Raw genomic sequence first — 18,554 nt, forward strand, 5'->3', positions numbered from 1 at the left:
GGCTTACAAGGCGCTTACGCCAGAATAAATTTCCCCTTTATATACATATACTTAATGAAATGTTAACGACATCTTAATGAACTACAGCTCGGTTTCCTCGATCCATTCCCGCCATACCGCCATCAGCACCGCGAGGACGACGGGGCCGAGGAACAGACCGACCAGGCCGAAGGCGGCGAGCCCGCCGAGGACGCCGAACATCACGAGCAGGAACGGTATCCGGGTCGCATTGCTGATGACGAGCGGACGGACCAGGTTGTCCACCCAGCTCACCACCAGCCCCCCCCACAGCATCAGTCCGATCCCGCCCAGCATGTCGCCCTCCGCCAGCAGCCAGAGACTGGCCGATCCCCAGACGAAGGGCGCCCCGAACGGCACCATCGCGATCAGCGCGGTGATCGCCCCGAGCAGCACCGGCGCCTGCAGCCCGGCCCACCAATAGCCGAGGCCGGCGACCAGCCCCTGCGCCAGCGCCGTGATCACCAGTCCCCACACCACCGCCTTCGTCATCCCGCCGACGGCAACCAGGTAGGCATCGACGCGCGCCCCCAGGAAGCGGTGCAGCACACGGTGGACCTGCGCCAGGACCCGGTCGCCGTCCCGATAGAGGAAAAACACGGTGATCAGGGCAAAGCCGAACTTGGCCGCGTTGCGCCCGACATCACCGATCAGGGCTACCGCCCGATCGGCCCCCTGCCGGACCCACTCGCTCACCTGCCCGCGGAAGGCTTCGGGATCGCCCGCGATCTGCCCGATCAAGCCCTGGAGGAAATCGCCCAGCCACGGCAGCGTGCGGATGAAATCCGGCAACGGGGGCGCATCCTGCTTGAGGAGCTCGGTTGCCGCCGCGATCACCACCCCCACCTCGCTGCGCATCAGCATCACCAGCCACAGGGCGGGCAGGACGAAGGCCGCAGTCAGCAGCAGGGTCATGATCAGCGCGGCCAGCCCCGGGCTTAGCGGCAGACGGGAGCGCAACTGACGATAAGGGGGCCAGGTGGCGAAGGCGATGATCACCGCCCAGGCCACCGGGACGATGAAAAGATGCAGCACCGCGTAGCCCAGGGCCAGCAGCCCCCCCAGCAAGAGGCCGAGAATTACCCGGCGGGCGATCCTTTCCGCGACCTGATCGATCATGCTCTGCCCTCCCCCGGCAGCGTGAGGACGCAGCGGCGAGCCTGCCCAATACCTCCGCCACCTTGCCCGCCGACAGCGCCGGCATCGCCCGGATCATGCCCAACGCCGACCACATTGTCATCCACGGCCGAGCCTCCAGCCCGCACCGGGCGGGTGCGGGTTAGCGCCGGCCGCTGCGCCAGATCGACAGCAACACCCACAACCCGCCGAACACGGTGCCGAGAAAGCCCAGCAGGCCGAAAGTGCGCAGCCCGGCCAAGGCCGGGTCGCGCACCACCGTCATCAGAATCGCGGTGCCGATGATCAGCGCCGCGGTGACGATACCGATGGTCATGCGGCTGATCGCGCGGTCGAGCTGATCGACCGCCTGCTTGAGCGACACCACGTCGATCTGCAGCCGCAGCCTGCCGCGCCGCCCGGCGCGCAGCAGGCCGCCCAGATCCTGCGGCAAGCCGGCGAGCAGTTCGAGCGCATCGCCCAGGCTGTGCCAGCCGCGGCGGGCGGCGGCGGCCGGCGAACGGTGCGCGAGCAGGACCTGCTGCAGCACCGGTTGCGCTTCGGCGGCGATGTCGAAATCCGGGTCGAGCTGGCGCCCCATGCCTTCGAGGGTGATGAAGGCCTTGATCAGCAGCGACAACTCCGGCGGCAGGGCGAGGCCGTGTTCGCGCAGCAGGGCCATCAGGTCGGAGAGCATCGCGCCGAGATCGAGGCGCTTGAGCGGCACCCCCTTGTACTGATCGACGAAGGCGTCGATGTCCCGCCGCAGGCGCTCGGGGTCGGCGGCGCTGTCGCCTTCGTCGCCGCTGCGCCATTCGAGGAGCACGTCGGCGACCGCTTCCGAGTCGCCGCTCACCAGCCCGAACAGCATCACCGCGACTTCGTGCCGGCGCCTTTCGGTGAGGCGCCCGACCATGCCGAAGTCGATGAAGGCGATGCGGTTTCCCGCCAGGTAGAAGACGTTGCCCTGGTGCGGGTCGGCATGAAACAGGCCGTCCTCGAGCATCATCTTGAGCACCGCCGCAGCGCCGCGGCGGGCGAGCAGCTTGCGGTCGAGGCCGGCGGCATCGACCGCGGCAAGATTGCGCCCGGCAATGCCTTCGACATAATCCTGGACGTTCAGGCGCTCGCCGCACCAGCTCCAGTGGATCGCCGGAATGACGACTTCGGGGTGATCGGCGAAATTCGCCGCGATGCGCTCGGCGTTGCGGCATTCGGCGGCGAAGTCCAGCTCGCGGCGTAACGACAGGGTGAACTCGCGCACCACTTCGCGCGGCCGGTAGCGGCGCAACTCGGAAGCTTCGGCTTCGAGAAGCTCGGCCAGGCGGGCGAGGAGGTGGAGGTCGGCCTCGACCCGCGGGCGGATGCCGGGGCGGCGTACCTTGAGCACGACCGTGCGCCCGTCGGCGAGCCGCGCCCGATGGACCTGGGCGAGCGAGGCTGCCGCCAGGGGCTCGATTTCGAGCTCGGCGAACACGGCTTCCGGCGCCTGGCCGAGATCTTCCGCAAGCTGCGCACGGATGCGGTCGAACGATGCCGCCGGAGCGGCGTCCTGCAGCTTGCCGAACTCGGCGATCCATTCCGGCGGGAAGAGATCGACCCGGGTGGCGAGCACCTGGCCGAGCTTGATGAAGGTGGGGCCGAGCTCTTCGAGCGCGCGCCGGACCCGCTCCGGCGGATCGATGTGGGCGAACTCCTCGGGCGTGCGCCAGTGCAACACCCGGCCTGCACGCTCAAGGACCTTGCCCAAGCCGACCCGCCGCACCAGATCGCTGAATCCGTAATGGATCAGGACGGAGGCGATTTCGTGGGCACGGGAAAGGTCGCGCGCCGCGCCGATGGCTTGCCAGAGCATCAGCCGGCGCGCTCCTGCGCCGCATCGGTCCGGCCCGCGAGCGAGCTGCTGCCACAAGTCATCTTCGAGCTCCTGGTTCCACGCCGCGATCCGGCTCCGGGGGGACGCCTTCACAGCCTCCGCTCAATGATACTCGACCACCCGCGCCGCCACGACCGCGGTCTCGCCAACACCGCTGCCCCGCCCTTGAAGTTCCGCCCCCGCGCTCGCCCCATGCCGGCAAAGTCATTCGAACGTCGTAGCTTCGGGCGCGCCGCCGGGGCGGTGCCGATGGTACTGTTAGACTTTCCCGGTTGATCAGGCGTGGCGCATCGAGAATGAAGGCAACACAGGTTTTTCCGAAGGGGGCGCCCGCGCTCGTCGTGATCCTCGTCGGCATCGGTGCCGCGCTGCATGTCGGCAAGCTGCCGCCGGCGATTCCGGTGTTACGCGAGGCGCTCGGCGTCACCTTGCTGCAGGCCGGCTTCCTGCTGTCGCTGGTGCAGTTCGCCGGGATGGCGCTGGGGCTGCTCGCCGGCATCGCCGTTGAAGGGCTCGGCCTGCGGCGCAGCATGCTGATCGGGCTGAGCGTGCTGGCACTTGCGAGCGCGGCCGGAGCCGTGGCGCCGGATGCGCCGATGCTGCTCGGGCTGCGGGCAGTGGAAGGCTTCGGCTTTCTGCTGACGGTGCTGCCCGCGCCGGCGCTGCTGCGCGCGCTGGTGCCGCCGCAGCGGCTGGCGCTGTATCTGGGCATGTGGGGCGGCTACATGGGGATCGGCACCGCGCTCGCCCTGTTCTGCGGTCCGTGGGTGATGGCCGTGGTGGGCTGGCAGGGCTGGTGGTGGCTGCTCGCCGCCATATCGCTCGGCATGGCGCTGTGGCTGTGGCGGAGCGTGCCTTCGGACGACTCGCGCCGAACCGCTCGCGCGGCGGACGCCCCCGCCGAGGCAGCCGCTTCCGCGACCGACGACTGGCGCCAGCGCCTGCGCCTGACCCTGGGCAGCAGCGGTCCCTGGCTGGTCGCCCTATGCTTTGCGATGTATTCCAGCCAGTGGCTGGGGGTGGTCGGCTTTCTCCCCTCGATCTACGACCAGGCCGGGCTCGGCAGCGGACTCGGCGGCGCGCTGACCGCGCTCGTCTGCCTGGTGAACGTGATCGGCAACGTCGCCGCCGGTCGCCTGCTCCACCGTGGCATCGAGGCCCGCCAGATCCTTCACGGCGCATTCGTCTCCATGGCGCTGGGGACGGTGGTCGCATTCGGAAGCGCATTCGACGGGCTGTTCGTCGTGCGCTACGTGGCCGTGCTGCTGTTCTCGGCGATCGGCGGCCTGATTCCTGGCGCGCTGTTCTCGCTCGCCGTCCAGGTGGCGCCGAGCGAGCGCACGGTCTCGGCAACGGTAGGCTGGATGCAGCAGTGGTCTTCCACCGGCCAGTTCTTCGGGCCGCCGCTGATCGCCTGGGTGGCGGCGCTGAGCGGTGGCTGGCACTGGACCTGGGCCGTCACCGGGGCCGCTTCGCTCTGCGGCCTGGTGCTGGCCTCGCTCATCGCCCGGCGGATCCGCAAACCTGGCGCTGCGACGGACCCGGCCAAGCCGATTCTGTCGACGCCCCCGCGATCATGACCGACGCCGAACTCGAACCGATTCTCGCCGCCAACCACCACGACCCGCGGCAGCTGCTGCAGATCCTGCGCCAGGCGCAGGAGCGGGCCGGCCACCTGCCGACTGCCCTGCTCGAACGGATCGCCTCCGCCCTCGGCCTGCCGCTGGCCCGGGTCCTGGCCAGCGCGAGCTTCTACAGCCTGTTGCGCACCGGCCCGGCGCTGGCCTACGACATCCTGTTCGCGGACAACGTCACCGACCGCATGCAGGGCGGCCCGGCGCTGGCTGCGGCGCTGTGCCGGGCGCTGGAGCTGGCCCCCGGTCTGCCCGCCGGAAATGGCCGGGTCCGCGTCGGCACCACGTCGTGCACCGGCCTGTGCGACCAGGGCCCGGCACTGCTCGTCAACCAGCGCCCGCTGACGCGGATGGGCGCCGAGCGCGTGGTGCCGATGGCCGATCTGATCCGACGCGGGGTTGCGGTCGATGACTGGCCGGCAGAGTGGTTCCGCATCGAGCCCAACCTCCGCCGCCGCGATGCGCTGCTGTCTGCTTCGTTCACCCCCGGCGAGGCGCTGGCCGCTGCCCTCGCCCGCTCCCCCGAGGGCCTGCTGGCCGAGATCGAAGCTTCGCGCCTGCGCGGGCGCGGCGGCGCCGGTTATCCGACGGCGGCGAAGTGGCGGGCCTGTCGTGCCGCACCCGGCGAAGCACATTACGTGGTGTGCAACGCCGACGAGGGCGAGCCGGGCACGTTCAAGGACCGCGTGCTGCTGAGCGATTTTCCGCAGCTCGTGATCGACGGCATGGGCATCGCCGCCCACGCCGTCGGTGCGTGCCGCGGCTTCATCTATCTGCGCGGCGAGTACCGCCACCTGCTCGACCCGCTCGAAGCGCTGCTCGCCGAGCGCCGCCGCCAGGGCCTGCTCGGCGCGGACATCCTTGGCCGCGGCTTCGACTTCGACATCGAGATCCATCTCGGCGCCGGCGCCTATGTCTGCGGCGAGGAATCGGCGCTGCTCGAGTCGCTCGAAGGCCGCCCCGGCCGGCCGCGCATCCGCCCGCCCTTTCCGGTGAGCCGCGGCTATCGCGACCAGCCAACCACGGTGAACAACGTCGAAACGCTCGCCCTCGCTGCTCTCGTCGCGGTGCACGGCAGCGAGGCCTTCCGTGCCGTCGGCACCGCACAGTCGAGCGGCACCAAGCTGCTGTCGGTGTCGGGCGACGTTGACCGGCCGGGGATCTACGAATATCCGTTCGGCGTCACCGTCGCCGAAGTCCTGGCCGATTGCGGTGCGCGGGCGACGCAGGCGGTGCAGATCGCCGGCGCCGCCGGCCATTGCCTGACACCGGCCGAGTTCGGCCGCCGCATCGCCTTCGAGGACGTGCCCACCGGCGGCTCCTTCATGGTCTTCGACCAGGGCCGCGACCTGTTCGAAGTCGCGCACGCCTTCGTCGATTTCTTTGCCCACGAAAGCTGCGGCTTCTGCACTCCGTGCCGTGTCGGCACCGCGGTGAACCGCCGCCGGATGGACCGGATCGCTGCCGGCCGGGGCACCACCGACGACCTCGACGAGCTCGCGGCGATGCACCGCCTGATGCGCAGCACCAGCCATTGCGGCCTGGGCAGCACGGCGGCGCTGGCGCTCACCGACATCCTCGACAAGTTCCGTCCGGCCTTCACCCGCCGGCTGCACGCGGGGGATTTCGCTCCCGCCTTCGACCTCGAGGCCGCGCTCGCCCCCGCCCGCCAGGCCGTCGGCCGCGACGGCTGCGAGCCCCCCTTCCCACCCGATCCCGACTCCATCCCCGGCGAAGCGCTGCGATGAGCGACACTTTCTTCCTCGACGGCGAGGCGATCCCGTTCTCGCCCGGCCAGACCCTGATCCAGGCCGCCAGCGCGGCGGGCAAGTACATTCCCCACCTGTGCTGGCACCCCGACTTCAGCGCGCACGGCTCGTGCCGGCTGTGCATCGTGCGCTGCGGCGGGCGCGAAGTGGCGGCCTGCACCACGCCCGCGGCCGCCGGCCTCGAGGTGGAAAACGCCAGCGCCGAGCTGGACGCTGCCCGGCGCACGCTGCTCCAGCTGCTGTTCGTCGAAGGTAACCATTTCTGCCCCGCCTGCGAAAAAAGCGGCGACTGCCTACTCCAGGCCACCGCCTACCAGTTGGGGATGCTCGATCCGCATTTCGAGCACTTCTACCCCGTGCGCCCGGTCGACGCGTCCCACCCCGAGGTCCTGCTCGACTTCAACCGTTGCATCCTGTGCGAGCTGTGCGTGCGCGCGAGTCGCGACGTCGACGGCAAAAACGTGTTCGCCATCGCCGGCCGCGGGGCGCAGGCCCACCTGGTGGTGAATGCCGGCTCGGGGCGTCTCGCCGATACCGGTTTCGCCCTCTCCGACCGCGCTGCCAGCGTCTGTCCGGTGGGCGTGATCCTGAAGAAGGGAGCCGGCTTCGCCACCCCGATCGGCGCCCGCACCTACGACCGCCATCCGCTCGGCGCCCGCGCGGATGGCGCGAAAACCGCCCCCGGGCGCAGCGAGGTGCGCCGATGAGCCCCCGCCTGCGCGTCGCCACCGTGTCCCTGGCGGGCTGCTTCGGCTGCCACATGTCCTTCCTCGACCTCGACGAGGATCTGCTCGGACTGCTCGAGCGGATCGAATTCGACCGCTCGCCGCTGACCGACATCAAGCACTGCGGTCCCTGCGACCTCGGCCTCATCGAAGGCGGGCTGTGCAACGCGGAAAACGTCCACGTACTGCGTGAATTCCGCCGCCAGTGCAAGGTGCTGGTCGCGGTCGGCGCCTGCGCGATCAACGGCGGCCTGCCCGCGCAGCGCAACCACCTGCCGCTGGGCGCGATCCTGCGCCAGGTCTACTGCAACGGCACCGGCCTCGCCGCGGGCAGCACGATTCCCGACGACCCCGAGCTGCCGCTGCTGCTCGACAAGGTCCGGCCAGTGCACGAGCTCGTCCATGTCGACCACTTCCTGCCCGGCTGCCCGCCCTCGGCCGACGCCTTCCGCCAGTTCCTCGGCGCGCTGATCGCCGGCCGCCCTCCCCGGCTCGACGGTCCGCTGCTGCGTTACGACTGAGGATCGCAGCCGCCGGCCCGTGGCCGGCGCTCTCCCGAATCCAGCCTGCCCCATCTGCGCTCCCACCTGCAACCGGACCCCTCGCCCTTCATGCGTCCCGACCTCGAAACTGCTGCCGTCCCGCCCGAAACCCTGCGCCGCGTCGCCATCGATCCGGTGTCGCGGGTCGAAGGCCATGGCAAGGTCACCCTGCTTCTCGACGAGCAGGGCCGCGTCCATCAGGCGCGCCTGCACATCGTCGAGTTCCGCGGCTTCGAAGCCTTCATCGAGGGCCGGCCGTACTGGGAAGTGCCGGTGCTGGTGCAGCGCCTGTGCGGGATCTGTCCGGTCTCGCACCACCTCGCGGCGAGCAAGGCGCTCGACCGCGTGCTCGGTGTCGAGCGCCTCACGCCCACCGCCGAGGCCATGCGCCGGCTGATGCACTACGGCCAGATCCTGCAGTCGCACGCCCTGCACTTCTTCCACCTGTCCTCGCCCGACCTGCTGTTCGGCTTCGACGCCGACGCCGGACGGCGCAACCTCGTCGGCGTGCTCGAGCGTTATCCGGACATCGCCCGCAAAGGCATCCTGCTGCGCAAGTACGGCCAGGAAGTCATCCGCCTCACCGCCGGCAAGCGCGTGCACGGCACGGGCTCGGTGCCGGGCGGAGTCAACCGCGCGCTCAGTGCGGACGAGCGCGCCGAGCTGCGCCGCGACCTCGGCCAGGTCATCGCCTGGAGCCGCGAAGCGGTGGCGCTGGTGAAGCGCCTGCACCGCAGCGACCCCGTCCTCTACGATCGCTTCGGCCACTTCCGTTCCGGTTTCATGGGCCAGGTCGCCGCCGACGGCAGCCTAGATCTCTACGACGGTGCGCTGCGCGTGCGCGACGCCGATGGCGCGACGCTGTACGACCAGGTCGATGTCCAGGACTACGCCGGCCTGATTACCGAGGCGGTCAAGCCCTGGACCTACATGAAGTTTCCCTACCTCGGCGCGCTCGGCCCCGAGCACGGCTGGTACAAGGTCGGCCCGCTCGCCCGGCTGCAGGTCTGCGACCGCATCCCGACCCCGCTCGCCGAAGCCGAGCGCGGCGAATTCCTCGCCCACGGCGACGGCGCGCCGATCCACGCCCCGCTCGCCTACCACTGGGCGCGGATGATCGAAATGCTGTTTGCCGCCGAGACGATCGAAACCCTGCTCCAGGACGATGCCCTCGAAGGCAACGAGCTGGTCACGACCGGCGCGCGCCGGCGCAGCGGCGTCGGCGTCATCGAGGCGCCGCGCGGCACCCTCATCCATCACTACGAAGTCGGTGACGACGATCTTGTCAGCATGGCCAACCTGATCGTCTCCACCACCCACAACAACCAGGCGATGAACACCGCGGTGCGTGAAGTGGCCCGCCAGTACTTCGACGGCCGCGCGCTCACCGAGGGCCTGCTCAATCGCATCGAGGTGGCGATCCGTGCCTTCGACCCCTGCCTGTCGTGCGCCACCCACGCGCTCGGCAAGATGCCGCTCGAAGTGGTGCTGGTCGATGCCGGCGGCGCCGAGCTCGAACGCAGGCTGCGCGCCCCGGCATGAGCGCACCCGCACGGCCGCCCGCAGGGAAACGCCCACCGCCCCCGGGAAGGCGCGCGCGTAGCGGCCAGAGGGCAGTCCGGTGAACGCGCCCACGCTGGTCTTCGCCTGGGGCAACCCGAGCCGCGGCGACGATGCGCTTGGGCCGCTGTTCGCCGAAGCAGTCGAGGCAATGGGGCTGAAGGGAGTCGAATGTGTGACCGACTTTCAGCTTCAGGTGGAGCATGTGCTCGACCTGCGCAACCGCAGCCGCGTGCTTTTCGTCGACGCCACGGTCGACGCCGTTGCGCCTTTTGCCGTATCGCCGCTGGCGCCGGCGGCTGTGGCCGGCTTCGGCTTCACTTCGCACGCGCTGTCGCCCGCGACGCTGCTTGCGGTGTTCCGCGAGGTTGAAGGCGACCCGCCGCCCGCCTGGCTGCTGGCGATTGCCGGCGAGCAATGGGAACTCGGCCAGCCGGCGGGAGCACGCGCCCTCGCCCATCTCGACGCGGCCCTGGACTGGGCGCGGCGCTGGCTCGAACAGCCGGCCTGAAACGCGCGCCCGGGAAGATTCCCGCGGCGCCCCCGCACACATCCGCTCAGCGTCGCAGCACCGCCGGCAGCGGGCCGCGCAGCGCGTTGCAGAGCACGATCCGCTGCGCGCGCTCGAGGTCGGCCACCCGCAGCACCGCTTCCCGCGCCTGCCAGCGGGGGTCGGCGAGCAGGCGCGCGCGCGTCACGCCCGGCAGCACACCGGCCTGCAGCGGCGGCGTCAGCCACTCGCCGTCGATGCGCAAGAAGACGTTGCTGCGCCCGCCTTCGGTGAGTTCGCCGTGGTCGTTCTGGAACAGCACGTCGAACGCCCCCTGCGCCACCGCCTGTGCCACTGCGGCGTCGTAGCGCGCGCGCAGGCTGGTCTTGTGGCGCAGGAAGAAATCGCGCCCGTCGATCGGCACATCGCCGAGCAGCACTCCGACCGGCCCCGGCGGCAGGTCTTCGAGCGGGGCGAGCACGATCTCGCTGCGTCCGTCCTTGAACAGCGCCAGGCGCAGGCGCATGACGCGCCCGGCCGGGCCGGGACCGCTGCGGGCGGCGAGCGCCTGGAGGATCGCATCGCGGTCGAAAGCAAAGCCGAACACCGCGGCGCTCGCCTCCAGCCGGGCGAGGTGCGGATCGAGGTGGGCGATCTCGCCCGCGGGCGAAACCCGCATCGTCTCGAACAAGCAAAAGCCGGGGTCGAGCCCGGAGAGGAAGCGCGCCTTCAGCCGGCACTCGTCGAACTCGGCGGCGGCGCGGCTGTCGATGACGATTCCGGCCCCCACGCCGAGAACGCCCGGGCGCAGGCCATCGGCCTGTGGCGCCTCCAGGCACAACGTGCGGATCGCCACGGAGAGGCAGAAGTCGCCGCAGGCACGGCCCGGCGGCGGGGCGTCGATCCAGCCGATGCTGCCGGTGTACAGCCCGCGCGGGCCCGTTTCCAGCGCTTCGATCAGCTCCATCGTGCGCCGCTTGGGCGCACCGGTGATCGAGCCGCAGGGAAACAGCGCGCGCAGCACGGCCGGAAAGCCGGTGTCGGCAGGCAGCGCGGCCTCGATGGACGACGTCATCTGCCACACCGTCGCGTAGCGCTCGACTTCGAACAGGGCGGGCACACGCACCGAGCCGGTGCGCGCGATCCGCCCGATATCGTTGCGCAGCAGATCGACGATCATCAGGTTTTCGGCGCGGTTCTTGGGATCGGCGGCAAGGCTGCGGGCCGCCCGCGCGTCGGCTTCCGGATCGTCGTCGCGCGCCGCCGTGCCCTTCATCGGCCGGGCCTGCAGGCGCCCGCCGGCATGGCGCACGAAAAGCTCGGGGGAGCACGACAGGATGTGGCGCAGCCTGCCGGCGGATGCCGGCGGCGCAGCCCCGGCGGCGTCGGCCCCGGGGGGCGGAAGTGGCGCCTCGTCAGGAAGGGCGATCCACGCTCCATACGCGACCGGCTGGCGGCGGCGCTGGCGGCGGTACAGGCTGGCCGGAGCGCCGAAGGCACGGACTCCGAACGGGTAGGTGTAGTTGAGCTGGTAAGTCTCGCCGGCCTCGATCGCGCGGTGGATGCGGGCGATCGCCGCGTCGAACGCCGCCCGGTCGATGCCGGGCTGCAGCGCCAGCGTCCCCGCCGCGGCCGGCTCGGTCTGGGCACCGGCACCGGTCGCAAGCGCTTCCTGAGCGGCGAGCCAGGCCTCGACCTCGGCGCTTGCGAGCAGCGCGCGCTCGGCGAACAGCAGGACGCGCAGGACACCGGCGGACACGGCGGGCGCCCGAGGGTCGGCGTGCGCTCGCGCCCCGGTGGATGTTCCCTCCGGCGGTGGCGACGAGGGCGGAGCCGAGGCGGCATCCCCCTGGCGCACCAGCGCACGGCCCCAGTCGTAGTCGACGACGAGCACCGCGTGCAGGCCGGCGGCGAGGTCGCCGGCGACCTCGGCCCAGACCGCTTCGAGTGCGGCCGGGTCGGCGCAGCACCGCTCGCGGATGAAGCCGGTATACAGGCGGCTGCTCGGCTGTGCCGGGCTGGCGTGGCAGTCATCGAGAAGGGCGAAACAGCCGGAGGTGGGCGCGGGCACTGACATGCGAAACGATGCCGATCGACGGGGCGGCGAGTCTAAGGTCTTGCGCGCGGGCGCACAATACGCCGCCGTCGCGCACCGCCAGGCGGCGCGGCCCGAGTACCCGCAGGCAGCGCTCAGTCGAGCGCGCGCAGCTCCTCGAGCGCCTCTTCGACACGTTCCACGGCGATCACGCGGAGGCCTTCGATCGCCTGCTTGGGGGCGTTGGCGCGCGGCACGATGGCGGTATCGAAGCCGAGCTTGGCGGCCTCCCGCAGGCGGTCCTGGCCGCGCGGCGCGGGGCGGATTTCGCCGGCGAGGCCGACTTCGCCGAACACCGCCAGGCCGCGGCGCAGCGGGCGGTCGCGCAGCGAAGACTGGATCGCGAACAGGATCGCCAGATCGGCTGCCGGTTCGGCGATCTTGACGCCGCCGACGGCGTTGACGAACACGTCCTGGTCGAAGCAGACGATGCCCGCATGGCGGTGCATGACCGCGAGCAGCATCGCCAGCCGGGTCGGCTCGAGGCCGACCGACAGGCGGCGCGGGTTGGGGCTTTGTGCGCTGTCGACGAGGGCCTGGATCTCGACCAGCAGCGGACGCGTGCCTTCCTGCGTCACCAGCACGCAGCTGCCGGCGACCTGCTGCGAGTGCTGCGACAGGAAGAGCGCCGAAGGGTTGGAGACGCCGCGCAGGCCGCGCTCGGTCATCGCGAACACGCCCAGCTCGTTGACCGCGCCGAAGCGGTTCTTGAATGCGCGGATCAGGCGGAAGCTCGAATGGGAGTCGCCTTCGAAATACAACACGGTGTCGACGATGTGTTCGAGCACGCGCGGCCCGGCGAGCGTGCCGTCCTTGGTGACGTGGCCGACCAGGATCAGGCTGGTGCCGCTTTGCTTGGCGAAGCGGGTGAGCTGGGCCGCGCATTCGCGCACCTGGGCGACGGAACCGGGGGCCGATTGCAGAGCTTCGGAATAAACGGTTTGAATGGAATCGATGACCGCAACCCGGGGGCGGACTTCGCGCAGAGTGTGCAGGATGCGTTCGAGGTTGATCTCGGCCAGCATCTGCAGCGTCGATGGCGGCAGTTGCAGGCGCTGGGCGCGCAGCGCGACCTGCTCGCCCGATTCCTCGCCGCTGACATACACCACGGCGCCGTCCGCCGGGCTGCCGCCGTCGGTAGCGGGCAGGCCGGCGAGGTTGGAAAGTGCCTGCAGCAGCAGCGTGGACTTGCCGATCCCGGGGTCGCCGCCGATCAGCACGACCCCACCGCCGACCAGGCCGCCGCCGAGCACGCGGTCGAACTCGTCCAGCCCGGTGGGCTGGCGCGGTTCTTCGCGCGGCGCCAGCGCGGCAAGGGGCTGCAGGCGGGCGGAGACCCCGGCGAGTGCAGCAAAACGGCTGCCGGAGACAGGCGCAGCGGGCTCCAGCAGCGTCTCCACCATCGTGTTCCAGGCCTGGCACTGCGGACACTGGCCCTGCCAGCGCAGGGCTTGCGCACCGCACTCGGTGCACACGAAGGCGCTCTTGGGTTTGGCCATGGGCAGCCTTACCGCTCGCGCTCTTCCTGCTCGGCGATGTGGGTGAACTGTTCGCAGGCGTAGTCGGCGAAGGCGGTGATCAGGCGCGAGCGGAACTTGTCGCGGGGGACGATCACTTCGAGCGGCGTATACGTACGCGGCTCAAGCGGCACCGCGGCCAGGCGTCCTTCCTCGACGTCGCGCCGGATCGCGCGCCGGGATGCGATCGCAAATCCCAGCCCGGCTGCGGCCAGCTGCTTGATCGCGGCCAGGCTGCCCAGTTCGGCGCACAGCGTGATTTCGCTGCCGGCGATCCCGGCCGCCTCGAAGAACTCGTCGGCGATCTGGCGAATGCCGTTGCCGGGATCGCGGTCGATGAAGGGATATCCGACCAGATCCTTCGCGCTCAGGCGCTCGAAGCGCGCCAGCGGATGGTCGGGGCGGCAGATCACCAGGAGTTCGTCACGCGCCGCACTGTGGCGTTCGATCGAATGCTGCTCGGTGGCGATCTCGATCAGGCCGATGTCGAGTTCCCGCGCCGCGACGCGGTCTTCGGTGAGTTTTGAAGTCCCCACCAGCACCCGCGGCAGCACGCGCGGGTAGCGCCGCTTGAAGCCTTCCAGGATCTGCGGCAGCCAGTAGGCGGCGATGGTCGTGCTGGTGCCGATCTTGATCTGGCCGGCGAGCTCGTCGGTCAGTTCGGACACGCGCGAATCGAGCTCGGCCGACAACCCGAGGATCCGCTCGGCGTAGGCCAGGACGAGCTCGCCGGCCGTAGTCAGGGTGATCTTGCCGTGGCCGCGGTCGAGCAGGCGGGTGTCGAAATGCTCTTCGAGCTGCTTGATCTGGAACGTGACCGCTGGCTGGGTCATGTGGAGGTGCTCGGCGGCGCGGGTGAATGACCCGTGCTTGGCCACCGCGTGGAACACCTGAAGTCTACGATCTGCCATTTGGTGTGGATAAGTATGATTTATTGGCAATTAAAGCACAAAACTTACGTTTTGCGCGATCCCGTCAACTTGGACGCTGGGATACCCCTTCGGGGTAAGAAGGCGGAGGCACCGGATCTCTGCGCAGCGGGCTTGCGCGGAGTCAATCACCGTAAGCACGGCTTCGTGATATAAACCGCCCTCCGAACTTGAGTTGCATCGAGTCGCCCTACTCCGGATCCTGGACGATGCCGCTAGGCTTTTACATCATCATGGCTGCGCAGTTTTTTTCCGCGCTCGCCGACAATGCCTTGCTGATCGTCGCCATCGCCTTGCTGCGCGACATGGCCGCGCCCTCCGAGTACGAGCCGCTGCTCAAGCTTTTTTTCACTCTCTCCTACGTCGGCCTGGCCGCCTTCGTCGGCGCCTTCGCCGACTCGATGCCGAAATGGCGCGTGATGCTGATCAGCAACACGATCAAGATCGGCGGCTGTCTGATGCTCTTTCTCGGCACCCACCCCCTGTTTGCCTACGCGATCATCGGCCTCGGCGCAGCCGCCTATTCGCCGGCCAAGTACGGCATCCTGACCGAGTACCTGCCGCACCGCCTGCTGGTGCTGGCCAACGGCTGGATCGAAGGCCTGACCGTGGCGGCGATCATCATCGGCACGATGATGGGGGGGGCGATGATCGACAACGACATCGGCGATGCCCTGATGGCGCTGAGCCTTCCCTTTGCCGACACGCCGTTCGAAGCCGCGGTGCTGGTCATCGGCACGCTGTATCTGATCGCCGCCGCCTTCAACGCCTACATCCCGGACACCGGGGTCGATCACAAGCCGCTCAAGAGCAACCCGCTGTACCTGATCCACGACTTCAACCACTGTCTGCGCCTGCTGTGGCGCGACAAGCTCGGCCAGATCTCGCTCGCGGTGACCACCCTGTTCTGGGGGGCGGGCGCCACGCTCCAGTTCATCGTGATCAAGTGGGCGGAGCACAGCCTGGGCATGAGTCTGTCGCAGGCGTCGATGCTGCAGGGAGTGGTCGCGCTGGGCGTCGCCGCCGGCTCGGTACTCGCGGCGCGCTACATCTCGCTGCGCCGCGCGGTGCGGGTGATCCCGCTCGGCATCGCGATGGGCGTGGGCGTGATCGCGATGGTGGGGATCACCGAAGCATGGATGGCGATGGCGCTGATGGTGCTGGTCGGCGGACTGGCGGGTTTCTTCGTGGTGCCGATGAACGCCCTGCTGCAGCATCGCGGTCACATCCTGATGGGGGCGGGCCATTCGATCGCAGTGCAAAACTTCAACGAGAACCTGTCCATCCTGGTGATGACCGGCACCTACGCGCTGCTGCTCATGGCGGGCCTGTCGATCGACATCGTCATCGTCCTGTTCGGTCTCTTCGTGGCCGGTACGATGCTGGCGATCAAGCGCCGCCACGAAGCCAACCAGCGCGAATTCGACGACGTCGCCCTGCTCGACGAACACAGCACGCATTGAGCGCCCCCCGGCAACGGCTTTGCCGTTCCCTCCCCCCGGGGGGAACAGGAAGGCCTGAGGCGGCCCTGTGTTTTCTTGGGGAGGCCGGTAGAAGAGAATCCGCCGCGGCGAATCAGCCGTTCGCTGCCGTACGCGCCATGAATCGGCGTGCGAAGCACAGGTCTTCCCAGGCCTTGGCCTTGTCGCGCGGGTTGCGCAGCAGGTAAGCGGGATGATAAGTGACTACCACCGGCACGCCGGCATGTTCGAAGAGCTTGCCGCGCGCAGCCGAAATGGCGATTTCCCGATCGAGCAGAGCCTGCGCCGCCGGGCGCCCGAGCGCTACAAGGAGGCGTGGCTGGATCAGAGCGATCTGGCGCTCCAGGTAAGGCCGGCAGGCGGCCAGTTCGGCCCGCTCCGGGGTGCGGTTGTGCGGCGGGCGGCACTTCACCGCATTGCCGATATAGACATCCTCTCCCCGCCGCAGGCCGATCGCCGCCAGCATGTTGTCGAGCAGGCGGCCGGCCTGGCCGACAAAAGGCTCGCCGCGCTGATCCTCTTCGGCTCCCGGTCCCTCTCCGACCAGCATCCAGCGCGCCTGTCGATCACCGACGCCGGGCACGGCCTGCCGGCGCCGCTCGCACAGCACGCAAGCACGGCACTGGCGGATGTCCTCTTCGAGTTCGTCCCATCCCAGCGTGGCGATGCGCGCACTGCGCGCTGAATCGGCGTGCGGAGCGATGTCGCCGGCAGCGGCCTCTGCACTCCGGCGCCCGGTGGGGTGCTGTTCCGGGAATCCGTGCGCAGTGAGCGCCGGGGACGAAACGGCGGCGGAAGGCGGCTGCGGGGCGACCGCCATGAGCGGACGGGGGACGCCATGAGCCGCCTCCACCCCCTCCAGGACACCGCCGGGCGGTGCTTCAGCGCTCCTCTCGCCGGCCTCCTCGTCGACCCGCTGCGTGCCCTGCGTGCGCAACCGCCATAGCGGCCCCAGCCCCATCTCGCGCAGCACCGCGGCACGGCGCGAAGGCGCCCGCCCGGCCATCACAGCGCCAGCCTCATTACCAGGGCGTCCTCGCGCCCTTGCGCAGCGGGGTAATAGCCGCGCCGGCGGCCGACCGTCTCGAAGCCGGCGCTCCGATACAGGGCAAGCGCGGCGACATTCGACGGCCGCACTTCGAGAAAGAACTGGGTCGCGCCGTGTTCGCGCGCATGATCGATCAGGCGCGCAAGCAGCGCGCGCCCCACTCCCCGGCGCTGAGCGTGATGCGCCACGCTGATGTCGAGCAGCTCGGCTTCGTCGGCGACACGCTGCACCACCGCATAACCGAGCCGCGCTGCATCCGGGCCATTTTCCGTCTCCCAGACCCACAGCTCGTGGCCGGCCGCCAGTGAATCGTTGAAATTGCCCCGCGTCCACGGGAAAGCGTGGAGTTCGGCTTCGCATGCGCAGACCCAGTCGAGATCCTCGCCCCGCATCGGGCGCAACACCGCCTGCGACAGCACCATCAGGCGCGGCCTCCACGGGCAAGCCGCTCGGCGGTAGTCAGGGCGACCTTGTCACGCACGTAAAGAGGCGCGGCATGCTCGGGCGCGAGCAAGGCGCCTTGCTCCACCCTGCGCACGGCGAGGCGGGCCACTTCGGCGGCATCGGGCAGCAACGATGGCAGACAGGCGTCGAGGCGGTCGTCGAGACGCTGGCGCAAGGCTTCCGGCCACGCCGCGAACGCCGATCCGGCGGCACTCCAGCGCCCGGGGGGGAGCACGACCTCCCCGGGGGCACAGCAGCCGATCCCGGTTACCGCTTGAGGCTCGTTTTCGGTGTCGTGCACGAAGGCCGCGTGATAGACCTCGCCCATGCGGGCATCGGTGGCCACGAACACCCTCGGGGCCTCGGCGCGCAGCGCGAGCGCCTGCAGGCTGCAGATCGCCGCGACGCCCAGATCGGCTCCCAGTGCGAGCCCCTGGGCGATGCCGCACGCCAGGCGCAGGCCGGTAAACGCCCCCGGCCCGGCACCGAAGGCAACCGCGTCGAGTTGCGCCGGAACCAGCCCGGCCTCGCCCAGAAGATCGCGGATATCGCGCAGCACGGCTTCGGAATGGTTTTTCGCCCCTTCGATGCGACGCGACAGCAGCTCCCCTTCGTAGAGCAAGGCTACGCTTCCCTGTTCGCAGGCGGTTTCGATCGCGAGTACTTTCATGGTGCCGGTATTCTACCGGCTCGGCGAGGCTTCGCAGCGCGTTCAGCGCCGGCCGCGCGCGCGCGGCGGTTCGCCATAAACGTCCTGCATGGCGCTGCGCAGATCGCGATGCAGCGCTTCGCGCTCGTCCTTGCTCGGGCGCCGGCTCCGCGGAGCTCCTTCAATGTCCCTGCCCGAATTCAGTACATGGCGCAAATCGCCGGCCCGCGACGGGTGGGCCGAGGTTTCGATCTCCGCCCGCGGGTTCTCCCGCTCCGATGGCTCGGCGTGTGCTGGCGCGATCGCGATGAGCATGACGAACGCTGCGGCGAACATTCCTCCCAAGAGGGGCGCGGCAGGGGCGCGGGCAGAGGCGGCAGGGACACGGGCAGGCATGGCGGCGAAGGAAACGTCAGATGAGGGAATGCTCGAGGAGATGGGGCAGGCCGGGCAAGGTGGAATGGGCAGGATGCGGATGATAGGTACACGGGCCGCGGAAGTTCTCCGAAGCTGTTGCCGAACATACGGCAATACGGATTTCATGGGTAGCCCCCGGCGGCCCGCACACCTCCGCTTTGTAAGTCGATATTGCCCCCCGCCGGGGCTCTTACGAAGCGTTACCCACTGCCCCTGTCCTCTTTGTCGCGGAGCGCTGGAAAGG

Annotated in this window: 16 protein-coding genes; 7 read left to right on the forward strand and 9 right to left on the reverse strand. The window is 69.7% G+C overall.

The window, feature by feature from the left end:
- Positions 1-81 precede the first annotated feature (81 nt).
- Entirely contained in the window at positions 82-1,137 is a 1,056-nt protein-coding gene (locus MXC99_RS11015) for an AI-2E family transporter (protein ID WP_247725498.1), read from the reverse strand.
- Positions 1,138-1,297: 160 nt separating this feature from the next.
- Positions 1,298-2,989, reverse strand: a complete 1,692-nt coding sequence (locus tag MXC99_RS11020; protein ID WP_247725499.1) for an ABC1 kinase family protein — start codon at positions 2,987-2,989, stop codon at positions 1,298-1,300.
- Between the two features lie 317 nt (positions 2,990-3,306).
- On the opposite strand from MXC99_RS11020, the gene MXC99_RS11025 reads away from it, so the two are divergent.
- From MXC99_RS11025 to MXC99_RS11050, 6 genes are all read left to right on the forward strand, one after another.
- Positions 3,307-4,590, forward strand: coding sequence for an MFS transporter (locus tag MXC99_RS11025; RefSeq protein WP_247725500.1), 1,284 nt, complete (start codon positions 3,307-3,309; stop codon positions 4,588-4,590).
- Positions 4,587-6,392: an NADH-ubiquinone oxidoreductase-F iron-sulfur binding region domain-containing protein gene (locus MXC99_RS11030; protein WP_247725501.1), complete on the forward strand. Its 1,806-nt coding sequence runs from the start codon at positions 4,587-4,589 to the stop codon at positions 6,390-6,392. The genes MXC99_RS11025 and MXC99_RS11030 overlap by 4 nt, the downstream gene beginning before the upstream one ends.
- Positions 6,389-7,120, forward strand: coding sequence for a 2Fe-2S iron-sulfur cluster-binding protein (locus MXC99_RS11035; RefSeq protein WP_247725502.1), 732 nt, complete (start codon positions 6,389-6,391; stop codon positions 7,118-7,120). Before MXC99_RS11030 ends, MXC99_RS11035 begins: the two co-directional genes overlap by 4 nt.
- A complete protein-coding gene (locus tag MXC99_RS11040) occupies positions 7,117-7,659 on the forward strand; it encodes an NADP oxidoreductase (RefSeq protein WP_247725503.1) in 543 nt (180 codons plus the stop codon). The genes MXC99_RS11035 and MXC99_RS11040 overlap by 4 nt, the downstream gene beginning before the upstream one ends.
- A gap of 90 nt (positions 7,660-7,749) precedes the next feature.
- A complete protein-coding gene (locus MXC99_RS11045; RefSeq protein ID WP_247725504.1) occupies positions 7,750-9,222 on the forward strand; it encodes a Ni/Fe hydrogenase subunit alpha in 1,473 nt (490 codons plus the stop codon).
- Positions 9,223-9,301: 79 nt separating this feature from the next.
- Positions 9,302-9,751: a hydrogenase maturation protease gene (locus tag MXC99_RS11050; RefSeq protein ID WP_247725505.1), complete on the forward strand. Its 450-nt coding sequence runs from the start codon at positions 9,302-9,304 to the stop codon at positions 9,749-9,751.
- A gap of 46 nt (positions 9,752-9,797) precedes the next feature.
- Here the strand turns inward: MXC99_RS11050 and MXC99_RS11055 are convergent, their stop codons facing one another.
- The 3 genes from MXC99_RS11055 to MXC99_RS11065 form a co-directional block, all read right to left on the reverse strand.
- Positions 9,798-11,807 carry a chorismate-binding protein gene (locus MXC99_RS11055; RefSeq protein ID WP_247725506.1) on the reverse strand — a complete coding sequence of 670 codons (2,010 nt, stop codon included), beginning with the start codon at positions 11,805-11,807 and terminating at the stop codon, positions 9,798-9,800.
- 113 nt (positions 11,808-11,920) lie between these two features.
- A complete protein-coding gene (gene radA / locus MXC99_RS11060) occupies positions 11,921-13,324 on the reverse strand; it encodes a DNA repair protein RadA (protein WP_247725507.1) in 1,404 nt (467 codons plus the stop codon).
- Between the two features lie 8 nt (positions 13,325-13,332).
- A complete protein-coding gene (locus MXC99_RS11065) occupies positions 13,333-14,253 on the reverse strand; it encodes a LysR family transcriptional regulator (protein WP_247725508.1) in 921 nt (306 codons plus the stop codon).
- 227 nt (positions 14,254-14,480) lie between these two features.
- Here MXC99_RS11065 and lplT point away from each other — a divergent pair, with 227 nt between their 5' ends.
- Positions 14,481-15,734, forward strand: coding sequence for a lysophospholipid transporter LplT (lplT, locus tag MXC99_RS11070; RefSeq protein ID WP_247725509.1), 1,254 nt, complete (start codon positions 14,481-14,483; stop codon positions 15,732-15,734).
- A 112-nt stretch (positions 15,735-15,846) separates the two neighbouring features.
- Here the strand turns inward: lplT and MXC99_RS11075 are convergent, their stop codons facing one another.
- Genes MXC99_RS11075 through MXC99_RS11090 form a run of 4 tightly spaced genes read right to left on the reverse strand, consistent with a single transcriptional unit; the run spans position 15,847 to position 18,208 of the window.
- Positions 15,847-16,758, reverse strand: a complete 912-nt coding sequence (locus tag MXC99_RS11075) for a uracil-DNA glycosylase (protein WP_247725510.1) — start codon at positions 16,756-16,758, stop codon at positions 15,847-15,849.
- The gene (gene rimI / locus MXC99_RS11080) at positions 16,758-17,222 is read right to left on the reverse strand and encodes a ribosomal protein S18-alanine N-acetyltransferase (RefSeq protein ID WP_247725511.1); all 465 of its coding nucleotides are present in this window, start codon (positions 17,220-17,222) and stop codon (positions 16,758-16,760) included. Before rimI ends, MXC99_RS11075 begins: the two co-directional genes overlap by 1 nt.
- Positions 17,222-17,914, reverse strand: coding sequence for a tRNA (adenosine(37)-N6)-threonylcarbamoyltransferase complex dimerization subunit type 1 TsaB (tsaB, locus tag MXC99_RS11085; RefSeq protein ID WP_247725512.1), 693 nt, complete (start codon positions 17,912-17,914; stop codon positions 17,222-17,224). Before tsaB ends, rimI begins: the two co-directional genes overlap by 1 nt.
- A gap of 42 nt (positions 17,915-17,956) precedes the next feature.
- Positions 17,957-18,208 carry a hypothetical protein gene (locus MXC99_RS11090; protein WP_247725513.1) on the reverse strand — a complete coding sequence of 84 codons (252 nt, stop codon included), beginning with the start codon at positions 18,206-18,208 and terminating at the stop codon, positions 17,957-17,959.
- Between the last annotated feature and the right edge of the window lie 346 nt (positions 18,209-18,554).

This window comes from Thauera aromatica, from assembly GCF_023093595.1.
In the GTDB taxonomy this organism is placed as follows: domain Bacteria; phylum Pseudomonadota; class Gammaproteobacteria; order Burkholderiales; family Rhodocyclaceae; genus Thauera; species Thauera aromatica_A.